Here is an 18,254-nt window from a genome sequence, read left to right as displayed (position 1 = left end):
CTGCACAGACCCGCGAGCGCGCTGTAATATGGTTTTGATTCCTGCGCATCTATGCCCAAATAGGACATCATCATTCAAACACCGGAGGATCCATGTCCCGTTATACCAAAGACCCCGAGGTCATTGCGGCCCTCTCACCTGAAGAATTTCACGTCACCCAGCGCAGCGGCACCGAACGCCCGGGCACTGGCAAGCTGTTGAACAACAAGGAACCGGGCATCTACGTGGATATCGTCTCGGGCGAGCCGTTGTTCGCCTCGACCCACAAATACGAATCCGGCTGCGGCTGGCCCAGTTTCACCAAGCCAATCATACATGAACATGTCGAAGAGTTTCGCGACACCACTCATGGCATGATCCGGACCGAGGTCCGCTCGAAACACGGCGACAGCCACCTGGGCCATGTGTTTCCCGATGGCCCCCGCGAACATGGCGGGCTACGCTATTGCATCAATTCCGCCTCGCTGCGGTTCATTCATCGCGACGAGATGGAGGCCGAAGGGTATGGCGAATTTCTGATCCATGTGGAGGATATCTGATGACCGATGAACGCGCCGTTCTGGCCGGAGGCTGCTTTTGGGGCATGCAGGACCTGATCCGCAAATTGCCCGGCGTCTCGCGCACCCGCGTCGGGTACACCGGTGGCGATGTGCCAAACGCAACTTATCGCAACCACGGCACCCATGCTGAAGGGATCGAAATCTGGTTCGACCCGACCCAGATCACCTATCGCGATCTGCTAGAGTTCTTTTTCCAGATCCACGACCCGACCACCCTGAATCGTCAGGGCAATGACCGCGGAATGAGTTATCGCTCGGCGATCTACTATGTGGACGATGCCCAGAAACAGGTGGCCGAAGATACAATTGCCGATGTCAACACCAGCGGCATTTGGCCCGGCAATGTGGTGACCGAAGTCGAACCCGTCGGCGATTTCTGGGAAGCCGAGCCCGAGCATCAAGATTACCTAGAGCGCATCCCCAACGGATACACCTGCCATTTCCCGCGCCCGGACTGGGTGCTGCCAAAACGCTCCAGTGCGGCAGAATGACTTGCGCGGTATAGCCCCTTGCGGGGCTATCCGACCGCCACACGAGGTCGTCCACTGGCCTCGACCGTGATCAACGCTTCGACGAATACCTCTTGCGCTTCAATCTTGGCGGTGCGGATATCGCGGTCGACTGTCACGCGTATATCCTCGGCACCTGCTTGGCGCACCGCGCCCTCAGCCTCGTTGCGCAGCACATCTTCAAGCAACTGTAGAGCGGAATTCGAGTCCGAGAAATCCTGCGGCCCCTCTTCCAGATGTACCCGATAGCGGCCTTCGGCCGGGGACGTAACTGAACCGGCCCGCCGAAGGGTCAGCCGCCCGACAACCGCACCGATGGCATTTGCAACACCGGCATGCTCTGGCAGGACCATCTTGCAATGCAACCGCTCTCCGACTGCCGGGTAATAGCTGGGGGCCGAAGCCCCAAGGCCCACGACATCCACATTCAGCGCGGCATCCAATGCCAACAACCCACGGTGTTTCGCCAGCCCGCGCTGCGTCAGAACATGCCGGGCCAGATCTCTTGCAGGCTGGTCAAACCCATGGCTTTCCTCGGCAAAAGCAGTCTCTAATAAGGTCAATGAGGTTTGTTCCGTCAACTGATCGACAATGAGCTGAGCCAGCGCTTCAGGCGATGCTGCCAGCCTGTCCCCTGATCCAACCCGCTTACGCGCCATCAGTTCCAGCGCCTTAAGCGCTGCCGAGCAGTCCCAATCCGCAAGCCGCCCCAGAGCATGGCTGGCATCCGAAGGGGTGACACCCGAGACCTGTACGATCCCGCGATCCACCAAACGGCCCAGTGCCCCATGCTCCATCCGGGTTTGCAACAGACTGCTGAGCGGCACAACACGATCCTCCAACCGGTCCAGTAACACTGTTTCACGCGGCCCGACCCCATCGGCGGGGATACCCGACACACGACGGGCAAACCTCGTGTCATGTTCACCTACGGTCGTCGCCCGCAATTGCTCATCCAATGCCGCATGTACCACATCCGGGGCCTCAGCTGCGATCAGCGACACCGGCAGCACCCGACGCGGCCCAAGGAAGACACCACCGCCTAGGCCTTCGGTCACCACATGCACCTGACTGTCACCGCCCAAACCATGAGTCCGCATCGCAACCGCTTCGACCATGGTCCGGAAACCGCCAACCTGCGCGCCTGCAGGGTCGATGGCGGGTTTGCCATCCCGGATCAGCGCGACGTCGGTCGTAGTCCCGCCGATATCGGACACCAGCGCGTTCTCAGCTTCGGTCAACCAGCGCGCGCCAACGATAGAGGCCGCAGGGCCACTTAGGATCGTTTCAATCGGACGCTCCCGCGCCTGCTCGGCGCTCATCAAAGCGCCATCCCCGCGCACAACCATCATTGGGGCGGTGATGCCCTGCGCGCGCAACTGATCCTGCGCGCGCCCGATCAAGCGGTCGATCATCCCGATCAATCGTGCATTCAGCACGGCGGTCACCGCACGCTTTGGCCCATTCAGCTTGGCCGACAGGTGATGAGAGCACGTGACCGGCACTCCCGTACGCTCGGAAATCACGCGCGCCACTTCCAGTTCATGCGCCGGATTTCTGGTCGCGAACTGTGCTGCAACCGCATAACCGGAAATGCCTGAATGTGAGTCTAAAAAGGCCTCTAGCCCTGCAACATCCAATTCGGCGACCTGACCCCCGGCATGGTTGTGCCCCCCGGCCAGAACCAAAGCCGGATCGCCCTTCAACGCCTCTCTTAGACCGTGTTTCTCAAGGTCGCTTTCCCGAAACCCGACATAGATCAACGCCACGCGCCCGCCCTGGCCTTCGACCAACGCATTGGTGGCCAGCGTTGTCGACAACGATGCCATCCCAATCTGATCCGGAGACACATCAGCCGTCTCTAGCACAGCAGAAACCGCGCGGCCCACACCAATCGCTAGATCCGCTCGTGTGGTCAGCGATTTGGCCGACGCGATCACCTCGCGCTCATCCCGGATCAGCACCGCATCCGTATAGGTTCCGCCCGTATCCACCCCCAAAGCCAACGCCATCGGGTCCTCCATCTGTTCGCCAGAACCGGGTGTAGCGTTTTCCTGCGGCGCGTCCAGCCTGTTTACGACAACCGGGATGCCGCCCAGCGCGCTGCATCAGCCACGGTCGGATCCGGATCATCGGTCAGCGCCTGTGCAACCGGCAGTAACGCCGGCACCGCTGAGTTCCCAATCGCATAAAGCACGTTCCGCACGAACCGATTCCGGCCGATCCGCTTTATCGGCGAGCCCGAGAACATCGCGCGGAATGCTGTATCATCCAGCTGCGCCAGTTCCGCCAACGGAGGCGCCTTTAGCTCCTCCCGCGCCGCATAGCGAAGGTCACTGGCCGCGACCGCAAACTTGTTCCACGGGCAGGCCGCGAGACAATCATCGCAGCCATAGATTCGGTTGCCCAACAGCGCGCGCAACTCTTCCTCCACCGGCCCCTTATGCTCGATGGTCAGATACGAAATACAGCGCCGCGCATCCAACTGATACGGTGCCGGAAACGCGTCGGTCGGACAGGCCGTCAAACACGCGCGGCATGAGCCACAATGGTCGACCTCAGCGCCATCCACAGGCAAATCCAAAGTTGTGAAAACAGACCCTAAAAAGGCCCAATTTCCCCAATCCTGACTGACAAGATTGGTATGCTTGCCCTGCCACCCCAGCCCAGCGGCCTGCCCCAGCGCCTTCTCTGGCACCGGAGCAGTATCGACAAACACCTTCACTTCACCCCCACCCTCGGCAATCAGCCAGCGCGCCAATCGTTTGAGGCGCTTCTTAACCAGATCGTGATAATCCTTGTTCTGCGCATAAACCGAAATGGCGCCCAAGTTGGAATGCGCCAGCACCGCAGTCGGGTCATGCTCGGGCGTATAGCTCTCCGCAAGCATGATCACCGACCGCGCGTCAGGCCACAGCACAGACGGATCACCGCGCCAATGAGCCCGCTCAGCCATCCAGCCCATCTGGCCATGATATCCGGCTTGTAGAAAGGCATCCAACCGTTCGGGAACAAGGGGCACATCCCAAGGACGACAAACCCGACAGGCGACAAACCCCTCAGACAAGGCTTGCTCCACCAACCGCTGTTTCAACTCCGATCCGCTCTTCATCTGGCCAAAAATACCTTCGGGGGTGAATTGGCCCAATGGCCAAGAGGGGGCGGACAGCCCCCTACCCCTCAATCTATCAGAAATCCAGATCCGCGTAATGTGGCGGTGGCCGGAATCCCGGAACCTGATCCGCCAGAATCGAGCGGAACGCCGGGCGGGATTTGATCTTGGCGTACCAGTCCTTCACCGCAGAGCTTCGGTTCCAATCTACGTCCGAAATGTAATCCAGCGCCGACAGATGCGCCGCCGCGGCGAAATCGGCCAATGTCATCTGATCTCCGGCCAGCCAGCGACGGTGATCCAGCAACCAGGCCATATAATCCAGATGATACTTGATCGCGCGCGCGCCTTCCTTGACGTTCTTGCTGTCCGGATAGCCTTGCCCCGTTACTTTCTTGTTCACCCGCTCATACAGTAGCTTTGAGGTCACCTCGTGGTGAAACTTGTCATCAAACCAGCCCACCAAACGCCGCACCTCATAACGTGCTTCGGCTTTTTTAGGCATCAAGGGTGGCTCGGGTCGGGTCTCTTCGATATATTCGCAGATCGCGGCGCTCTCGGCCATGATCTGACCATCCAGTCGCAGCACAGGTACCTTACCCGCCGGGTTGCGGCGCAAAAAATCCGGGTCCTGTTCCCAGTATCGTTCTTCGACCAGCTCAACCTCGATCTTCTTTTCGGCCAAAGACAGGCGAACCTTGCGGCAATAGGGCGAGAGGGGAACGTGAAACAGACGCGCCATGAACTTCCATTCGAACCAGTAGAGTACCCTTCAAGCTTTAGCCGCTGAGGGGTCTGGGTTTCAATCCTCGAAACACGCGGCGCGTCCATCTGCGCGGATGGTGGCCGCTCCATCCAGAATTGACGCGGCACGCCTGCGGGTCCGCACCGATGGATCCGTCACCGACCGGTTGCGCGGGGATGGCAGAATCGCCGCCACACGCGCCGCTTGTGTCGGAGACATCTTTGCCGCACTCACCCCATAATACTTCTGCGCCGCGGCCTCGACGCCAAAGATCCCTTGTCCGGTTTCCGCGACGTTCAGATACACTTCGAGAATGCGCTGCTTGCTCCAGACGATTTCAACAACCGGTGTCATCGAGGTTTCAAGCGCCTTGCGGACCCAGCTGCGCCCCTGCCAGAGAAATACATTCTTGACCACCTGCTGCGTGATGGTCGATGCACCCCGGCTGCCGCCATCTTCCAGCGCATCGCGGATCGCTTCGACATCAAAGCCCCAATGCAGGCAGAAGTTGGCATCCTCGGCTGCTACGACCGACCGCGCCATGATCGGGGCAATCTCTTCGATCGGCACCCACTCGCGATCAACCTTCCCAAGCCGACGCCACTCGGACCAGATCGTATGCGTGACCGGCGGGTTCACGACTGAATAGATCAGAACCAAAGACACAAAAGCCACGACCATCGCCAGAACAACACGAAGGGCCCAGCGCCGTATCCGAGCGATGGGGCCTGTTGTTTTGTTTGATCTGGACGCCTTCTTTTTCTTACCGCGCGGTTTGCGGACTGCTTTTTTTGCCATGCCTTGCTATACGCCGCGAAGGGCGTATTTGAAACGGATTATTTCGACAACATCTGTCCGTCGCGCGGTCGCACAACCGGGCGTGCAGTTCTGACTGAGGCTGCTCCGCGCGCCGCCAACTCCGGGAACAAGGCCAATACTTCTGCTTGCGTCCGACGCTCGGCCTGGGTCAGTGCATGTCCCGGGTAGTAGCTTTCACTTTTGGTGCCATTGGCGAACACGATCTCATGTCGCCGGAACAGAATGTGGATATAATCCACCTCGCCTCCTTCGACACGCGTGACTGTTGTTCCGTTCACAAGACAATGGGCAGCGATCAGAACTTCTTCATGGCCAAACAGGTAGGGTGCACGCCAATCATCGATCAGCATCCTGTGCTGCGGCGAAACAAGCAGAGGGCGCGTGAGCCCGAACATCCCTGTCTCGAACCGAATTGGGGCCAGTTTACCCTCGGCTGCTACCTTGGTACGACCAATCCAGAGCACAGGTTTAGCGCCGCTATCCGCAGTCGTAACCAGATCTCCAAGTTTCAGGTCCTCGACCGGCCGGGGCCCATCGGGGGTATCAATCAATGTGCCGGGCGTAAAGCAGGGCGGACCGAGATCACCGTTGGCGATATCGACCGAACCAAACGAAGCCCCATCATCGCTAAAATCGGTGACTGAAGAAGAAACAAACGTGCCTTGCTGCAGAACCGATCCGTCCGTCGGGGTAAAAACTTCGCGCCCGTCAGCAAGGTAGAAGGTAACGCCGGTATATGTAACCTGCGCACCACCTGGCAACTCGATCGTCACCATATCATTGAAGTAAGACGCAGTGATGTCAGATCCGTCAACCGAGTCTCCATTCAGCCGGTTGACCAGATCATCGTCATTCTGATCGATGATATCAAAGAACTCGACGTTCAGCGTGGATCCAACAACGGTTCCGTTCGCACCCGGATTGGCCGGGTCGAGCACAAAAAACTGGTCTGTATACGTCGTGGGCACACCGATATTCCACTTCACTCACATCATTGGGATAGCAGCATGCCTGCATTTCCCGAATAAACTATGACTAAAGCTAGGCGTTATGCACGGCATTACACAAGAATTGGAAACAATATGGCCAGACAAAAGAATACCCGGCGTGTTGGGAACGACACGCCGGGCCAAAGATTTAGATCTCTCAAGACTTATTCTGCAGGAACCGCCGCCACTTCGGTGGTCAAAGGATGACTGAGCTTGTTCAACATCTCTTTCGGGCAAACCTGCAGGAAGTTGGTCTTTTCCACATCCCAATGCTGTAAGATATCAATGGCTTTGCGGCTATTGGTTTCCGCGACATGGCGCTCGATCATTGCTTTCAGCTGATCTTCCCAATGGTCCACTGTCACCGGACAGGTGACAAGCGTCTCCATGTTCATCAGCGCTTCGGCCTTGCCTTCGGGGTCGTACAGATAAGCCATACCACCCGTCATCCCCGCACCAAAGTTGGCACCGATATCGCCGAGAATAACCGCAACACCGCCGGTCATGTATTCACATCCGTTCGAGCCGCAGCCTTCGATCACCACTCTGGCACCTGAATTTCGCACCGCGAACCGCTCACCTGCGCGGCCTGCTGCAAATAGGTGGCCATCGGTGGCACCGTATAGGACGGTGTTGCCAATGATGGTGTTATATTCCGCCTTGAGCGGGCTCACCTGCGGGGGTCGCACAACAATCATGCCGCCCGAAAGCCCCTTGCCGACATAGTCGTTGGCATCACCCGAGACCTCCAGCTTGAGACCTGGAGCGGCAAAAGCCCCCAGCGACTGGCCGGCCGAACCCTGCAGTTTCACATGCAAGTGATCGTCCTGGAACGTGTTCCGCATGCCGAAATTCTGGACGATGTGGCTTGAGACACGTGTACCCACGGTCCGATGCGTGTTCTGCACCGCGTAAGATAGTTGCATCTTCTCACCGTCTTTCAGGAATCGCGCCGCATCGCGCACAATCTCGGCATCCAGCGTATCCGGCACTGCATTACGATCCTTGTCGCGGTTGTAGACGATATCATGTGCGCCATCGACGGTGATTAACAGCGGGTTGAGGTCCAGATCATCCAGATGCGCCGATCCGCGGCTGACCTGTGCTAGCAGATCAGCACGACCGATGATTTCGTCAATCGAACGTGCGCCGAGGCTAGCCAGCAGTTCTCGCACTTCCTGTGCGTAGAAGGTGATCAGGTTCACCACCTTGTCCGCGTTACCAGTAAACTTGGCACGCAACGATTCGTCCTGCGTACACACGCCCACCGGACAGGTGTTCGACTGGCACTGACGCACCATAATACAGCCCATTGCGATCAGGGCGGCGGTACCGATGCCGTATTCCTCAGCGCCCATCATCGCGGCCATGACGATGTCGCGACCGGTGCGCAGGCCACCATCCGTCCGCAGAGTCACACGGTCGCGCAGGTTGTTCATCGCCAGAACCTGATGCGCCTCGGTCAGGCCCATCTCCCACGGCAGTCCAGCGTATTTGATACTGGTTGCGGGCGACGCGCCCGTTCCGCCATTGTGACCCGAAATCAGGATAATATCCGCTTTCGCCTTGGCCACACCGGCGGCAATCGTTCCAACGCCCGAAGACGCCACCAGCTTTACCGTCACCTTACAGCGCGGGTTGATCTGTTTCAGGTCGTAGATCAACTGCGCCAAATCCTCGATCGAGTAGATGTCGTGGTGCGGCGGCGGTGAGATCAAGGTCACGCCCTTGGTAGAATGCCGCAGACGCGCGATCAGGTCTGTGACTTTCATACCCGGCAGCTGACCGCCCTCACCCGGTTTCGCGCCTTGGGCGACCTTGATCTCAAGCTCTTCGCACTGGTTCAGGTATTCGGCGGTCACGCCGAACCGGCCCGAGGCCACCTGTTTGATCTTGGCCGACGGGTTGTCACCGTTGGGTTCAGGCACAAAATGCGCCGGGTCTTCACCACCTTCGCCGGAATCCGACTTCGCGCCAATCCGGTTCATCGCCACGTTCAGTGTCTTGTGCGCCTCGGGGCTGAGGGCGCCCAGCGACATGCCTGGAGTGACAAAGCGTTTGCGGATTGAAGTGATCGATTCGACCTCTTCGATCGGCACCGGCTTGCCCAGCGGCTTGAAATCCATCAGATCGCGCAAGTGAATCGGAGGATTGGACTGCATCTTGGCCGAATACTGCTTCCACAGCTCGTACGAGGCACGGTTACAGGCCATTTGCATCATGTGCATCGAGGTTGCTTCCCACGCGTGGGTCTCACCCGATTTACGCGCTTTGTAGAAACCACCGATGGGCAGAACATCCAGACCGCTGTCCCACGCTTTGGCATGGATTTCTTCGACTTTGGTCTGAATGCCGGTGACACCGATGCCGGAGATACGACTGGTCATACCCGGGAAATACTCGGCCACCATCGCGCGGCTGAGACCCACGGCTTCGAAATTCAGACCACCGCGATAGGACGAGATCACCGAAATACCCATCTTGGCCATGATCTTCAGCAGACCCTGGTCGATGGCTTCGCGATAGCGCGCAACGTTTTCGGTCAGGGTGCCGTCCAGCAGACCACGGTCAATGCGATCAGCCAGTGAATCTTCGGCCAGATAGGCGTTCACAACAGTCGCGCCACAGCCGATCAGAACCGCAAAGTAATGAGGATCAACACATTCAGCAGACCGCACGTTCAGCGAACAAAAGGTCCGCAAACCCTGACGGGTCAAATGCGAATGCACAGCACTGGTGGCCAGGATCATCGGCATCGCCACACGACCTTGCCCTGAATTCATGTCAGACAGAACCAAGTGACCCGCGCCCGAGCGCACGGCTTCCTCTGCTTCGGCTCTAACACGTGCCAAGGCGGCGCTCAGAGCGCCTCGGCCGGGTTCAAAGCTACAATCGATCTCCGCAAGGGGTGAACCCAGTTGATTGACCAGGGTGTCCCATTGTGCATTGCCGACAAAGGGGCTTTCCAGAACGATGATCTCGGTCTGGCTGCTGTCTTCGTCCAGCACGTTCTTAAGGTTGCCGAACCGCGTCTTCAGCGACATCACACGGTATTCACGCAAACTGTCGATCGGAGGGTTCGTCACCTGGCTGAAGTTCTGCCGGAAAAAGTGGCTAAGCGGGCGGTATTGCTTGGACAGAACAGCCGAGGGCGTATCATCCCCCATCGAAGCCAGCGCCTCTTTGCCGTCCTCTGCCATCGGGGCAAGAATCTGTTCTAGGTCTTCTACAGAATACCCGGCCGCGATCTGACGCTTGCGCAGTTCTTCTCCGATGAATTTCGGGTGTTCCGTCACGCCCGCAAGTGACTCGTCCAGATCGTTGATCTTGCCGACCCAGTCGCCAAACGGCAGTGCTCGGGCCAGTTTGTCCTTGATCTGCTTGTCGCGGAACAGCTTGCCCTTTTTCATATCGACAGCCAGCATCTGGCCCGGTCCCAGCGCGCCTTTTTCGGTCACGGTGGCCTCATCAATCGGCACCATACCCGCCTCGGACCCCGCGATGACCAGACCATCGCCGGTTACCACATAGCGCATCGGGCGCAGACCGTTCCGATCCAAACCGGCACATACCCAGCGGCCATCCGTCATTGCCAGCGCAGCAGGGCCATCCCAAGGTTCCATCACTGAATTGCAGTAGGAATACATGTCGCGCCAGCTTTGCGGCAGCTCGATAGCTTGCTTGGACCAGCTTTCCGGAACCAGCATGGTTTTCGCCATCGGCGCCGAGCGCCCCGCACGCACCAAGACCTCGAATACCGAGTCTAATGCGGCGGAATCCGACGATCCGCCCGCTATAATCGGTTTGATATCCTCGGCATAGACGCCAAAGCTGTCCGAGGTCATGCGGATCTCGTGGCTTTTCATCCAGTTGATGTTGCCTTTCAGCGTGTTGATCTCACCGTTGTGGGCCAACATACGGAAGGGCTGGGCCAGCCACCATTGCGGGAACGTGTTGGTCGAATAGCGCTGGTGGTAAATCGCAAAAGCGGACTCGAACCGCTCATCCATCAGGTCGGGGTAGAAAACAGCGACCTGCTCGGCCAGCATCATGCCTTTGTAGATGATCGACCGGCAAGACAGCGATGCCAGATACAGTCCCGAGATTCCTGCGGCCAGCGCCGCTTTTTCAATACGGCGACGAATGACATAGAGCTCACGCTCGAATGTCTCTTCATCCACGCCTTTGGAGTTCGAGATCAGGATTTGCTCGATCTCGGGCCGGGTCGCGTTGGCCTTTTCGCCCAGACAGGTCACATCAACCGGCACATGTCGCCAGCCATAAATATAGTAACCCATGCGCAGAACTTCGGTTTCAACGATGGTCCGGCATTGTTCCTGCGCGCCAAAATCCGTGCGGGGCAGGAAAACCTGACCGACAGCAACCAGTTCATCCAAGTTTGGTTCATGACCCGTGCGACGAATCTGATCATAGAAGAATGGGACGGGGATCTGCACATGGATACCTGCGCCATCCCCGGTTTTACCGTCCGCATCCACCGCGCCGCGATGCCAGATTGCCTTTAGCGCATCGATCCCGGCATCCACCACCTTGCGTGACGGCTTACCATCGACGGACACAACAAGGCCCACACCGCACGAGGAATGTTCTTCTTCCTCTGAATAGAGTCCGTTTTCTGCCATCCATTTGCGCTTGGCTTCTTCGGCCCGCACCCAATCGGCATCATATTTGGTCATTGGCTGTCTCCTTCTTCCCAAGGGGGCACACAGGCTTTTGTTCATCTGTCGGCGTTCGCTTTCGAACGCATACCCGCTGGGATTTTTCGAATTGCTTTTGCGTTTTGTTTCACTCGGCTGCGATGGCGGATTTGGCGTTAAAACGCTCAATTATGGCATCTGCGCAATCGCGCCCGTCACGGATCGCCCAGACCACCAGCGAAGCACCGCGCACGATGTCGCCGATGGCATAAACGCCCTCCATCTCGGTTGCACCGGTCTGGAACGCAGCTTTGATTGTACCCCAGCGGGTCACGGGTAGATCGGGTTGACCAAACAGCGTGGGCAGGTCTTCGGGTTCGAATCCAAGCGCCTTGATCACCAGATCGGCCTCTTCGACATAGTCTGCGCCCTCAATCACTTCGGGAGCCTGACGGCCCGAGGCATCGGGCTGGCCCAGACGCATCTTCTGCACCATGACACCGTTTACTTGCTCATTGCCGGTAAAGCCTTTGGGTGCGCTAAGCCATTCGAAGATCACGCCTTCTTCCTCGGCATTCTGGGTCTCGCGCTGCGAGCCCGGCATATTGGCGCGGTCGCGGCGATAGAGGCATTTGACCGACGTCGCACCCTGACGAATCGACGTGCGCACGCAATCCATCGCGGTATCACCCCCGCCGATGACGACCACTTTCTTACCTTCCGCGTTCAAGCGGCCATTGTCGAAGTCATCAACCGCATCGCCAAAACTTTTGCGATTCGAGGCTGTCAGAAAATCGATCGCCTTTTCAATCCCACCCAGACCGCTGCCGGGCATGGACAGATCACGGGATTTGTAGACGCCCGTTGCAATAATTACCGCATCATGTTTCGCGTGGATTTCCGCGAATTTCGCGGCGTCCACATCGCAGTTCAGCTCAAATGCAACACCACCATCTGCCAGCAGGTCATTTCGGCGTTGGACGATATCCTTTTCCAGCTTGAATCCGGGAATGCCGTACATCAGCAGCCCCCCCGCACGGTCATATCGATCATAGACCGTGACCTGAATACCCGCCCGGCGCAGCATATCCGCCGCAGCCAATCCACCGGGTCCACCGCCAATGATACCCACGCTTTCGTCGCGCTCGGCACGGGGCTGAACGGGTTTGACCCAGCCTTTATCCCAGGCTGTATCGGTAATGTATTTCTCGATCGAGCCGATGGTGACCGTACCGTGGCCTGATTGCTCGATCACGCAATTGCCTTCGCACAGACGGTCCTGTGGGCAAATGCGACCGCAGATTTCAGGGAAAGTGTTGGTAGCCTGGCTTGTTTGAAACGCCTCTTCCAACCGCCCGGTTGCCGTCAGATTCAGCCAATCAGGGATATTGTTGTGCAGCGGACAATGGGATTGGCAATAGGGCACTCCGCACTGGCTGCATCGGCTGGCCTGTTCGGCCGCCTTCTCCGCGGCGTACTCGGCATAGATTTCATCGAAGTCCTCTTTGCGGTCACTGGCGGCACGCTTTTCAGGCATGACACGATCGATCTGCACAAATTTCAGCATCGGTTGCTTGGCCACGGGTCAGACTCCATGAATTGGCTTGGTCAGGGTTCTTTAAGTGATGTCATTCTGGATGAAAAGTCAACTGTACTGACCTATATTGAGAAAACTGCATCGCTCGATGTTTTTTCAGAGAAATTTGTCGTGTTTTTAGTTCCGATTCGGACCTATCTGGACACTTCACTTTCCCGTTGCCCGCTTATACCCATTGTTCTCAACAAAACGAGCACGGTACCGGCAGAGCAGATGAGCCTTTTTCACTTGATTCTTGTGGCGATCATTCAGGGCGTCACCGAATTCTTGCCTGTATCTTCATCCGGGCACCTGATCCTGCTGCCCCGCCTGACTGGCGCGGATGATCAAGGCCTGGCAATCGATGTCGCCGTCCATGTAGGAACACTTGGCGCGGTTATTCTTTATTTCTGGTCAGATGTGAAACAAGCCCTAGCCGGGATACCCCAAATTATCCGAGGACGAATTGAGACGCCTCAGGCGCGGTTGGCACTGGGCTTGGTCATCGCCACGATTCCGACAGTCATTGCGGGCGGGATCGTGTACCTGACGGGGCTTGAGCAGGCTCTGCGTTCAGTCGCCGTCATCGGATGGGCGATGCTTGGCTTCGGGTTAGTGCTGTATTGGATGGATCAAAAGGGGGTACAAACCAAACGTAGTTCGGACTGGGGCTTAAAGGACGCAATGATCATGGGGCTGTGGCAGATGTTGGCCTTAATCCCGGGGACTTCACGCTCGGGGATTACGATCACAGGCGCTCGTCAGCTTGGCTATACACGCGAAGATGGTGCGCGGATTGCCATGCTGATGTCGATCCCAACGATTGTCGCTTCGGGCGTCCTGCTTTCGGTCGACGTCGTCCGTGAGGCGGACACACAGCTGGCCAAGGACGGCGCGATTGCCGCAGCCTTCGCCTTTGTTTCGGCTCTGCTCGCGCTTAACCTGATGATGCGGCTTCTGCGCAGCGTCAGTTTCACACCCTATGTGATCTACCGGGTCATCCTCGGAGCAATACTGCTAATGATTGCCTATAGCTGATCAGATGCGCAGGTTCTTGGCCGAGTTCTGAATATCGTCATACTGACCCGCGGGGCGGAATTTCCACAGATATTCTGGCAGCACCGACTCCAACGTTGCGGGCTCGATCCCGAGGTCCGAAAAACCTTTAGCGTCATCCGCCGCCACATTATCGCGCCGCAAATTTTTAAGCTGGTCACGGGTCAGGATATTGTTCGGAAACAACTGAAAACTGACGAACTTCGCGATATCCAACACACCCGCCATGATTTTCGCCGCCCAGAAAGGCATCCCGATGATGATCCGGCGGCGATGAATTACGTCGAGCATCTGCTGCATCAAGGCGCGGAAACTCTTTACCTCTGGCCCGCCCAGTTCATAAACACCGGCAGACGCTTTGCCCAGAACGCCTTGAACTGCCGCTTGCGCAACATCATCGACATAGACAGGTTGAAATTTCGTTTCCGCCCCAACAAGCGGCAGGAACGGGCTCATCCGCGTCATTCCTGCGAAGCGGTTGAAAAACTGGTCTTCGGTGCCGAAAATGACTGATGGGCGCAGAATGACGGCACCCGGCATGTGTTGCAAAACGCCCGCCTCGCCCTGCGCTTTGGTGCGCGCATATTCGCTGTCGGATTCGGGATCCGCACCGATGGCCGAGATATGAACCATGCGGTCAATACTCTGAGCGGCCGCCAGCCGGGCGATCCGTTCGGCACCTTCGGCCTGCACTGCATCGAACGCATTCTTGCCCAGCTCATTCAATACGCCAACGCAATTCACCACGGCGTCCACACCATGCATCGCCGCACTGACCGAGGCGTCATCACGGATATTGCACAAGATAGGCTCGACCTGACCAACCGCGCCATAGGGTCTGACGAACATCGCTTCATTGGGCCGCCGCACAGCGACGCGGACACGCCAGCCTTCGGCAGCCATACGCCGCGCGATATATCGGCCGACAAAGCCCGATCCACCGTAAATCGTGACGAGTTTCGACATGATGGCGCTCCTGCTGTCTTGGTCTGAATTGATCTAGCGCCCACGAGCCCGTCGAACAAGGCGCAATAACGCCGCGCTTCTCTGAAAATCCGTCGCGTGAACCAGAAGTTGGGGCACGCATCAAAAAACTTTCAAAAACCCCCCCGAATCTGGTTGACGCCCCCTGCCAGTCAGCTTAAACGCCCCTCCACGACACCTGCCCAGGTGGCGGAATTGGTAGACGCGCTAGCTTCAGGTGCTAGTGTCCGTATGGACGTGGAGGTTCGAGTCCTCTCCTGGGCACCAAATTTTCCATAAAATTTGAACCCCCTGGCACTTCCGGTCACTTGACCGATTTACAATCAGACTGGTTTGGCCTGTCTGAGTCAATTTCTTTGTTTGACCCCGAGAATCGACCCGCAGGTACCGGAATTAACAATCTCTGTTGCACTACCTTTTGCCAGTCGAAGAAGGACATGGTGCAAGGCTATGGCAATTTCCTGCAAATCAAACTCATCTTTTTTGAAGATACCTTCCCGTCACGCTTGTTAGTTACAAAGTCAACTATTACCACACCGATTAAATTCGATCGTATCTGTCCGGAAGGAACGTGCAAAATGAATGAGCTGACCAAGAATGAACGCATGACAGTTGCCCCATCCTTGAAAGGGCCGCACGAAGGGTACATGCCGGGCTTTGGCAACGATTACGAAACCGAAGCGCTTCCTGATGCTCTGCCCCAGGGTATGAACAGCCCGCAGAAATGCAATTACGGCCTCTATGGTGAGCAGCTTTCAGGCACTGCGTTTACGGCACCCTCGCACCAGAACGAGCGCACCTGGTGCTATCGTATCCGCCCGTCAGTAAAGCATTCACATCGCTATGAAAAAATCGATGTTCCCTATTGGAAATCAGCGCCCAATGTCGATCCTGACGTTGTCAGCTTGGGACAGTACCGCTGGGATCCGGTGCCCCATACCGGTGAACAGACAACCTGGGTCACGGGCATGCACACCATGACCACTGCCGGGGATGTGAACACTCAGGTCGGGATGGCAAGCCATATCTATATGGTGAACACTTCGATGCAGGATGATTACTTCTTCTCGGCTGACTCCGAGCTGCTGGTGGTGCCGCAAGAGGGCGTTCTGCGATTCTACACCGAATTGGGGATCATCGACCTCGAACCCAAGGAAATTGCCATTCTCCCCCGCGGTCTTGTCTACCGGGTCGAAGTTGTGGAAGGCCCTGCGCGCGGGTTCGTGTGCGAAAACTACGGCCAGAAATTCGAACTGCCTGGCCGCGGCCCGATCGGTGCCAACTGCATGGCCAACCCGCGTGATTTCAAAGCACCGGTCGCGGCGTTTGAGGACCGCGAGGTGCCCTCAACCGTGACCGTCAAATGGTGCGGCCAGTTTCACCAGACTAAAATCGGTCACAGCCCGCTGGACGTGGTGGCGTGGCATGGCAACTATGCACCCGTCAAATACGACCTGCGTACATATTGCCCGGTCGGAGCCATCCTGTTCGATCATCCGGATCCGTCGATTTTCACCGTTCTAACCGCACCTTCAGGCCAGCCCGGCACCGCAAATATCGACTTTGTTCTGTTCCGCGAGCGCTGGATGGTCATGGAAGATACCTTCCGCCCGCCCTGGTACCACAAGAACATCATGTCCGAGCTGATGGGCAACATCTACGGCCAATATGATGCGAAACCGCAGGGCTTTATTCCCGGCGGTATGAGCCTGCACAACATGATGCTGCCCCACGGCCCGGATCGCGAAGCCTTTGAAAAAGCATCGAATTCAAACCTGGGACCAGACAAGCTGGAAAACACCATGTCCTTCATGTTCGAAACCCGCTTTCCGCAACATCTCACAGCGTTCGCCGCCAATGAGGCACCACTGCAGGACGATTACATCGACTGTTGGAGCGACATCGAAAAGAAATTCGACGGCACACCCGGCAAGAAGTGACGAGGGTATAATTCCTTCGTCTCCCAAAGGGCAGAGAATTAGAACGCTTGGTCTGTAACGCATTTAATCGGGTACGTTCAGAAAAGCTTGGCGACCCCGGCAGGATTCGAACCTGCAACCTGCCCCTTAGGAGGGGGCTGCTCTATCCAGTTGAGCCACGGGGCCGCGCGTCGTTTTCTCTAGCGGGGTTTTTTCAGATTGTCATGGGCTTTGCACAACAGTTGAACAATTCGCCCTGTTCACGCTACCATCGGCCAAACAAACAATGCAGGTATCTCGGTGACAACAGAAACAAAACGCCCGCTTACCCTTCGTGATGTCTCGGAAGCGTCCGGAGTATCCGAAATGACCGTTAGCCGGGTGCTACGTAATCGCGGGGATGTGTCGGATGCCACCCGTACCCGTGTTTTAGCCGCCGCAAAAGAGCTGGGATATGTGCCCAACAAGATCGCGGGAGCATTGGCGTCAAGCCGGGTGAATCTGGTCGCTGTGATCATCCCGTCATTGTCAAATATGGTCTTCCCCGAAGTTCTAACCGGTATCAATCAGGTGCTGGAAGATACTGAACTGCAGCCGGTGGTTGGCGTCACGGACTATCTGCCAGAAAAAGAAGAAAAAGTGCTGTACGAGATGCTCTCGTGGCGGCCCTCAGGCGTGATCATTGCCGGGCTGGAGCATACCGAAGCCGCGCGCGCCATGCTGGATTCCGCCGGCATACCAGTGGTCGAGATCATGGATACCGATGGCAAGCCGGTGGATGCGATGGTGGGAATCTCACACCGCCGCGCCGGGCGCGAGATGGCGCAGGCAATCCTGAAGGCGGGTTATGAGCATATCGGGTTTATGGGCACCAAGATGCCTCTGGATCACCGTGCCCGTAAACGGTTCGAAGGGTTCACCGAAGTATTGGGCAAGCACGGGATCGAGATTGAGGACCGTGAATTTTATTCGGGTGGCTCAGCGCTGGCCAAGGGGCGCGAGATGACACAAGCGATGCTGGAACGCTCGCCCGAGTTGGATTTTCTGTATTATTCCAACGATATGATCGGCGCAGGTGGGCTGCTGTATTTGCTGGATCAAGGGATTGATGTGCCCGGTCAGATCGGATTGGCCGGATTCAACAATGTGGAGCTGCTGCAGGGGCTACCACGCAAGCTGGCCACGATGGATGCCTGCCGGACCGAGATTGGGCGCACCGCGGCCGAGATCATTGCGGCGAAGCTGGCCGATCCGGATTCCGAGGTTGAAACCCGCGTTACCCTAACCCCAAAGATCAGCTACGGCGACACGCTGAAACGGCGATAAC

The 18,254-nt window shown here is 57.3% G+C and carries 13 protein-coding genes and 2 tRNA genes; 6 read left to right on the top strand and 9 right to left on the bottom strand.

Features of this window, described 5'->3' with window-relative positions:
* Window positions 1-92: 92 nt before the first annotated feature.
* Window positions 93-539 (top strand): peptide-methionine (R)-S-oxide reductase MsrB, encoded by a 447-nt coding sequence (gene msrB, locus ACR0I1_RS18890; protein ID WP_170399151.1) that lies wholly within the window; start codon window positions 93-95, stop codon window positions 537-539.
* Window positions 539-1,051, top strand: a complete 513-nt coding sequence (msrA, locus tag ACR0I1_RS18885; protein ID WP_480616042.1) for a peptide-methionine (S)-S-oxide reductase MsrA — start codon at window positions 539-541, stop codon at window positions 1,049-1,051. Before msrB ends, msrA begins: the two co-directional genes overlap by 1 nt.
* Before the next feature lie 26 nt (window positions 1,052-1,077).
* Here msrA and ACR0I1_RS18880 read toward each other — a convergent pair whose 3' ends face one another.
* The 7 genes from ACR0I1_RS18880 to ACR0I1_RS18850 form a co-directional block, all read right to left on the bottom strand.
* Window positions 1,078-3,081: a hydantoinase/oxoprolinase family protein gene (locus ACR0I1_RS18880; RefSeq protein ID WP_480707543.1), complete on the bottom strand. Its 2,004-nt coding sequence runs from the start codon at window positions 3,079-3,081 to the stop codon at window positions 1,078-1,080.
* A 62-nt stretch (window positions 3,082-3,143) separates the two neighbouring features.
* Entirely contained in the window at window positions 3,144-4,181 is a 1,038-nt protein-coding gene (queG, locus tag ACR0I1_RS18875; RefSeq protein ID WP_170515246.1) for a tRNA epoxyqueuosine(34) reductase QueG, read from the bottom strand.
* Between the two features lie 76 nt (window positions 4,182-4,257).
* Window positions 4,258-4,923: an FtsZ-binding protein FzlA gene (fzlA, locus tag ACR0I1_RS18870; protein ID WP_170399162.1), complete on the bottom strand. Its 666-nt coding sequence runs from the start codon at window positions 4,921-4,923 to the stop codon at window positions 4,258-4,260.
* Window positions 4,924-4,983: 60 nt separating this feature from the next.
* Window positions 4,984-5,724 carry a monofunctional biosynthetic peptidoglycan transglycosylase gene (mtgA, locus tag ACR0I1_RS18865; RefSeq protein ID WP_170598598.1) on the bottom strand — a complete coding sequence of 247 codons (741 nt, stop codon included), beginning with the start codon at window positions 5,722-5,724 and terminating at the stop codon, window positions 4,984-4,986.
* A gap of 38 nt (window positions 5,725-5,762) precedes the next feature.
* Window positions 5,763-6,731: a Hint domain-containing protein gene (locus tag ACR0I1_RS18860; protein WP_480707532.1), complete on the bottom strand. Its 969-nt coding sequence runs from the start codon at window positions 6,729-6,731 to the stop codon at window positions 5,763-5,765.
* A gap of 167 nt (window positions 6,732-6,898) precedes the next feature.
* On the bottom strand, window positions 6,899-11,431 hold the full coding sequence (gene gltB, locus ACR0I1_RS18855) for a glutamate synthase large subunit (RefSeq protein WP_480707531.1): 4,533 nt from the start codon (window positions 11,429-11,431) through the stop codon (window positions 6,899-6,901).
* A 109-nt stretch (window positions 11,432-11,540) separates the two neighbouring features.
* The gene (locus ACR0I1_RS18850; RefSeq protein ID WP_170636745.1) at window positions 11,541-12,974 is read right to left on the bottom strand and encodes an NAD(P)-dependent oxidoreductase; all 1,434 of its coding nucleotides are present in this window, start codon (window positions 12,972-12,974) and stop codon (window positions 11,541-11,543) included.
* 228 nt (window positions 12,975-13,202) lie between these two features.
* Here ACR0I1_RS18850 and ACR0I1_RS18845 point away from each other — a divergent pair, with 228 nt between their 5' ends.
* Window positions 13,203-14,006 carry an undecaprenyl-diphosphate phosphatase gene (locus ACR0I1_RS18845; RefSeq protein WP_480707530.1) on the top strand — a complete coding sequence of 268 codons (804 nt, stop codon included), beginning with the start codon at window positions 13,203-13,205 and terminating at the stop codon, window positions 14,004-14,006.
* Here the strand turns inward: ACR0I1_RS18845 and ACR0I1_RS18840 are convergent, their stop codons facing one another.
* Window positions 14,007-14,990, bottom strand: coding sequence for a complex I NDUFA9 subunit family protein (locus ACR0I1_RS18840; protein WP_223117263.1), 984 nt, complete (start codon window positions 14,988-14,990; stop codon window positions 14,007-14,009). It abuts the gene before it with no gap.
* A 198-nt stretch (window positions 14,991-15,188) separates the two neighbouring features.
* On the opposite strand from ACR0I1_RS18840, the gene ACR0I1_RS18835 reads away from it, so the two are divergent.
* Both ACR0I1_RS18835 and hmgA read left to right on the top strand, forming a co-directional pair.
* Window positions 15,189-15,275 (top strand) — tRNA-Leu (locus ACR0I1_RS18835).
* Between the two features lie 311 nt (window positions 15,276-15,586).
* Complete coding sequence (hmgA, locus tag ACR0I1_RS18830) at window positions 15,587-16,948, top strand: homogentisate 1,2-dioxygenase (RefSeq protein WP_170627026.1); 1,362 nt, start codon at window positions 15,587-15,589, stop codon at window positions 16,946-16,948.
* A gap of 88 nt (window positions 16,949-17,036) precedes the next feature.
* On the opposite strand, the gene ACR0I1_RS18825 is transcribed toward hmgA, so the two are convergent.
* Window positions 17,037-17,113, bottom strand: a tRNA-Arg gene (locus ACR0I1_RS18825).
* Between the two features lie 114 nt (window positions 17,114-17,227).
* Here ACR0I1_RS18825 and ACR0I1_RS18820 point away from each other — a divergent pair.
* A complete protein-coding gene (locus tag ACR0I1_RS18820) occupies window positions 17,228-18,253 on the top strand; it encodes a LacI family DNA-binding transcriptional regulator (RefSeq protein WP_170399205.1) in 1,026 nt (341 codons plus the stop codon).
* Window position 18,254 lies beyond the last annotated feature (1 nt).

This window comes from Ruegeria sp. B11 (assembly GCF_056539785.1).
The sequence above is the reverse complement of the archived record's forward strand: the minus strand, read 5'-3'. Positions and strand labels throughout refer to the sequence as shown.

Excerpts from the sequence above, each read along its gene's own strand:
- ACR0I1_RS18845 (WP_480707530.1), top strand. The coding sequence starts at position 13,203 with ATGAGCCTTTTTCACTTGATTCTTGTGGCGATCATTCAGGGCGTCACC.
- msrB (WP_170399151.1), top strand. The coding sequence starts at position 93 with ATGTCCCGTTATACCAAAGACCCCGAGGTCATTGCGGCCCTCTCACCT.
- mtgA (WP_170598598.1), bottom strand. The coding sequence starts at position 5,724 with ATGGCAAAAAAAGCAGTCCGCAAACCGCGCGGTAAGAAAAAGAAGGCG.
- hmgA (WP_170627026.1), top strand. The coding sequence starts at position 15,587 with ATGAATGAGCTGACCAAGAATGAACGCATGACAGTTGCCCCATCCTTG.
- ACR0I1_RS18880 (WP_480707543.1), bottom strand. The coding sequence starts at position 3,081 with ATGGCGTTGGCTTTGGGGGTGGATACGGGCGGAACCTATACGGATGCG.
- queG (WP_170515246.1), bottom strand. The coding sequence starts at position 4,181 with ATGAAGAGCGGATCGGAGTTGAAACAGCGGTTGGTGGAGCAAGCCTTG.
- msrA (WP_480616042.1), top strand. The coding sequence starts at position 539 with ATGACCGATGAACGCGCCGTTCTGGCCGGAGGCTGCTTTTGGGGCATG.
- fzlA (WP_170399162.1), bottom strand. The coding sequence starts at position 4,923 with ATGGCGCGTCTGTTTCACGTTCCCCTCTCGCCCTATTGCCGCAAGGTT.
- ACR0I1_RS18840 (WP_223117263.1), bottom strand. The coding sequence starts at position 14,990 with ATGTCGAAACTCGTCACGATTTACGGTGGATCGGGCTTTGTCGGCCGA.
- gltB (WP_480707531.1), bottom strand. The coding sequence starts at position 11,431 with ATGACCAAATATGATGCCGATTGGGTGCGGGCCGAAGAAGCCAAGCGC.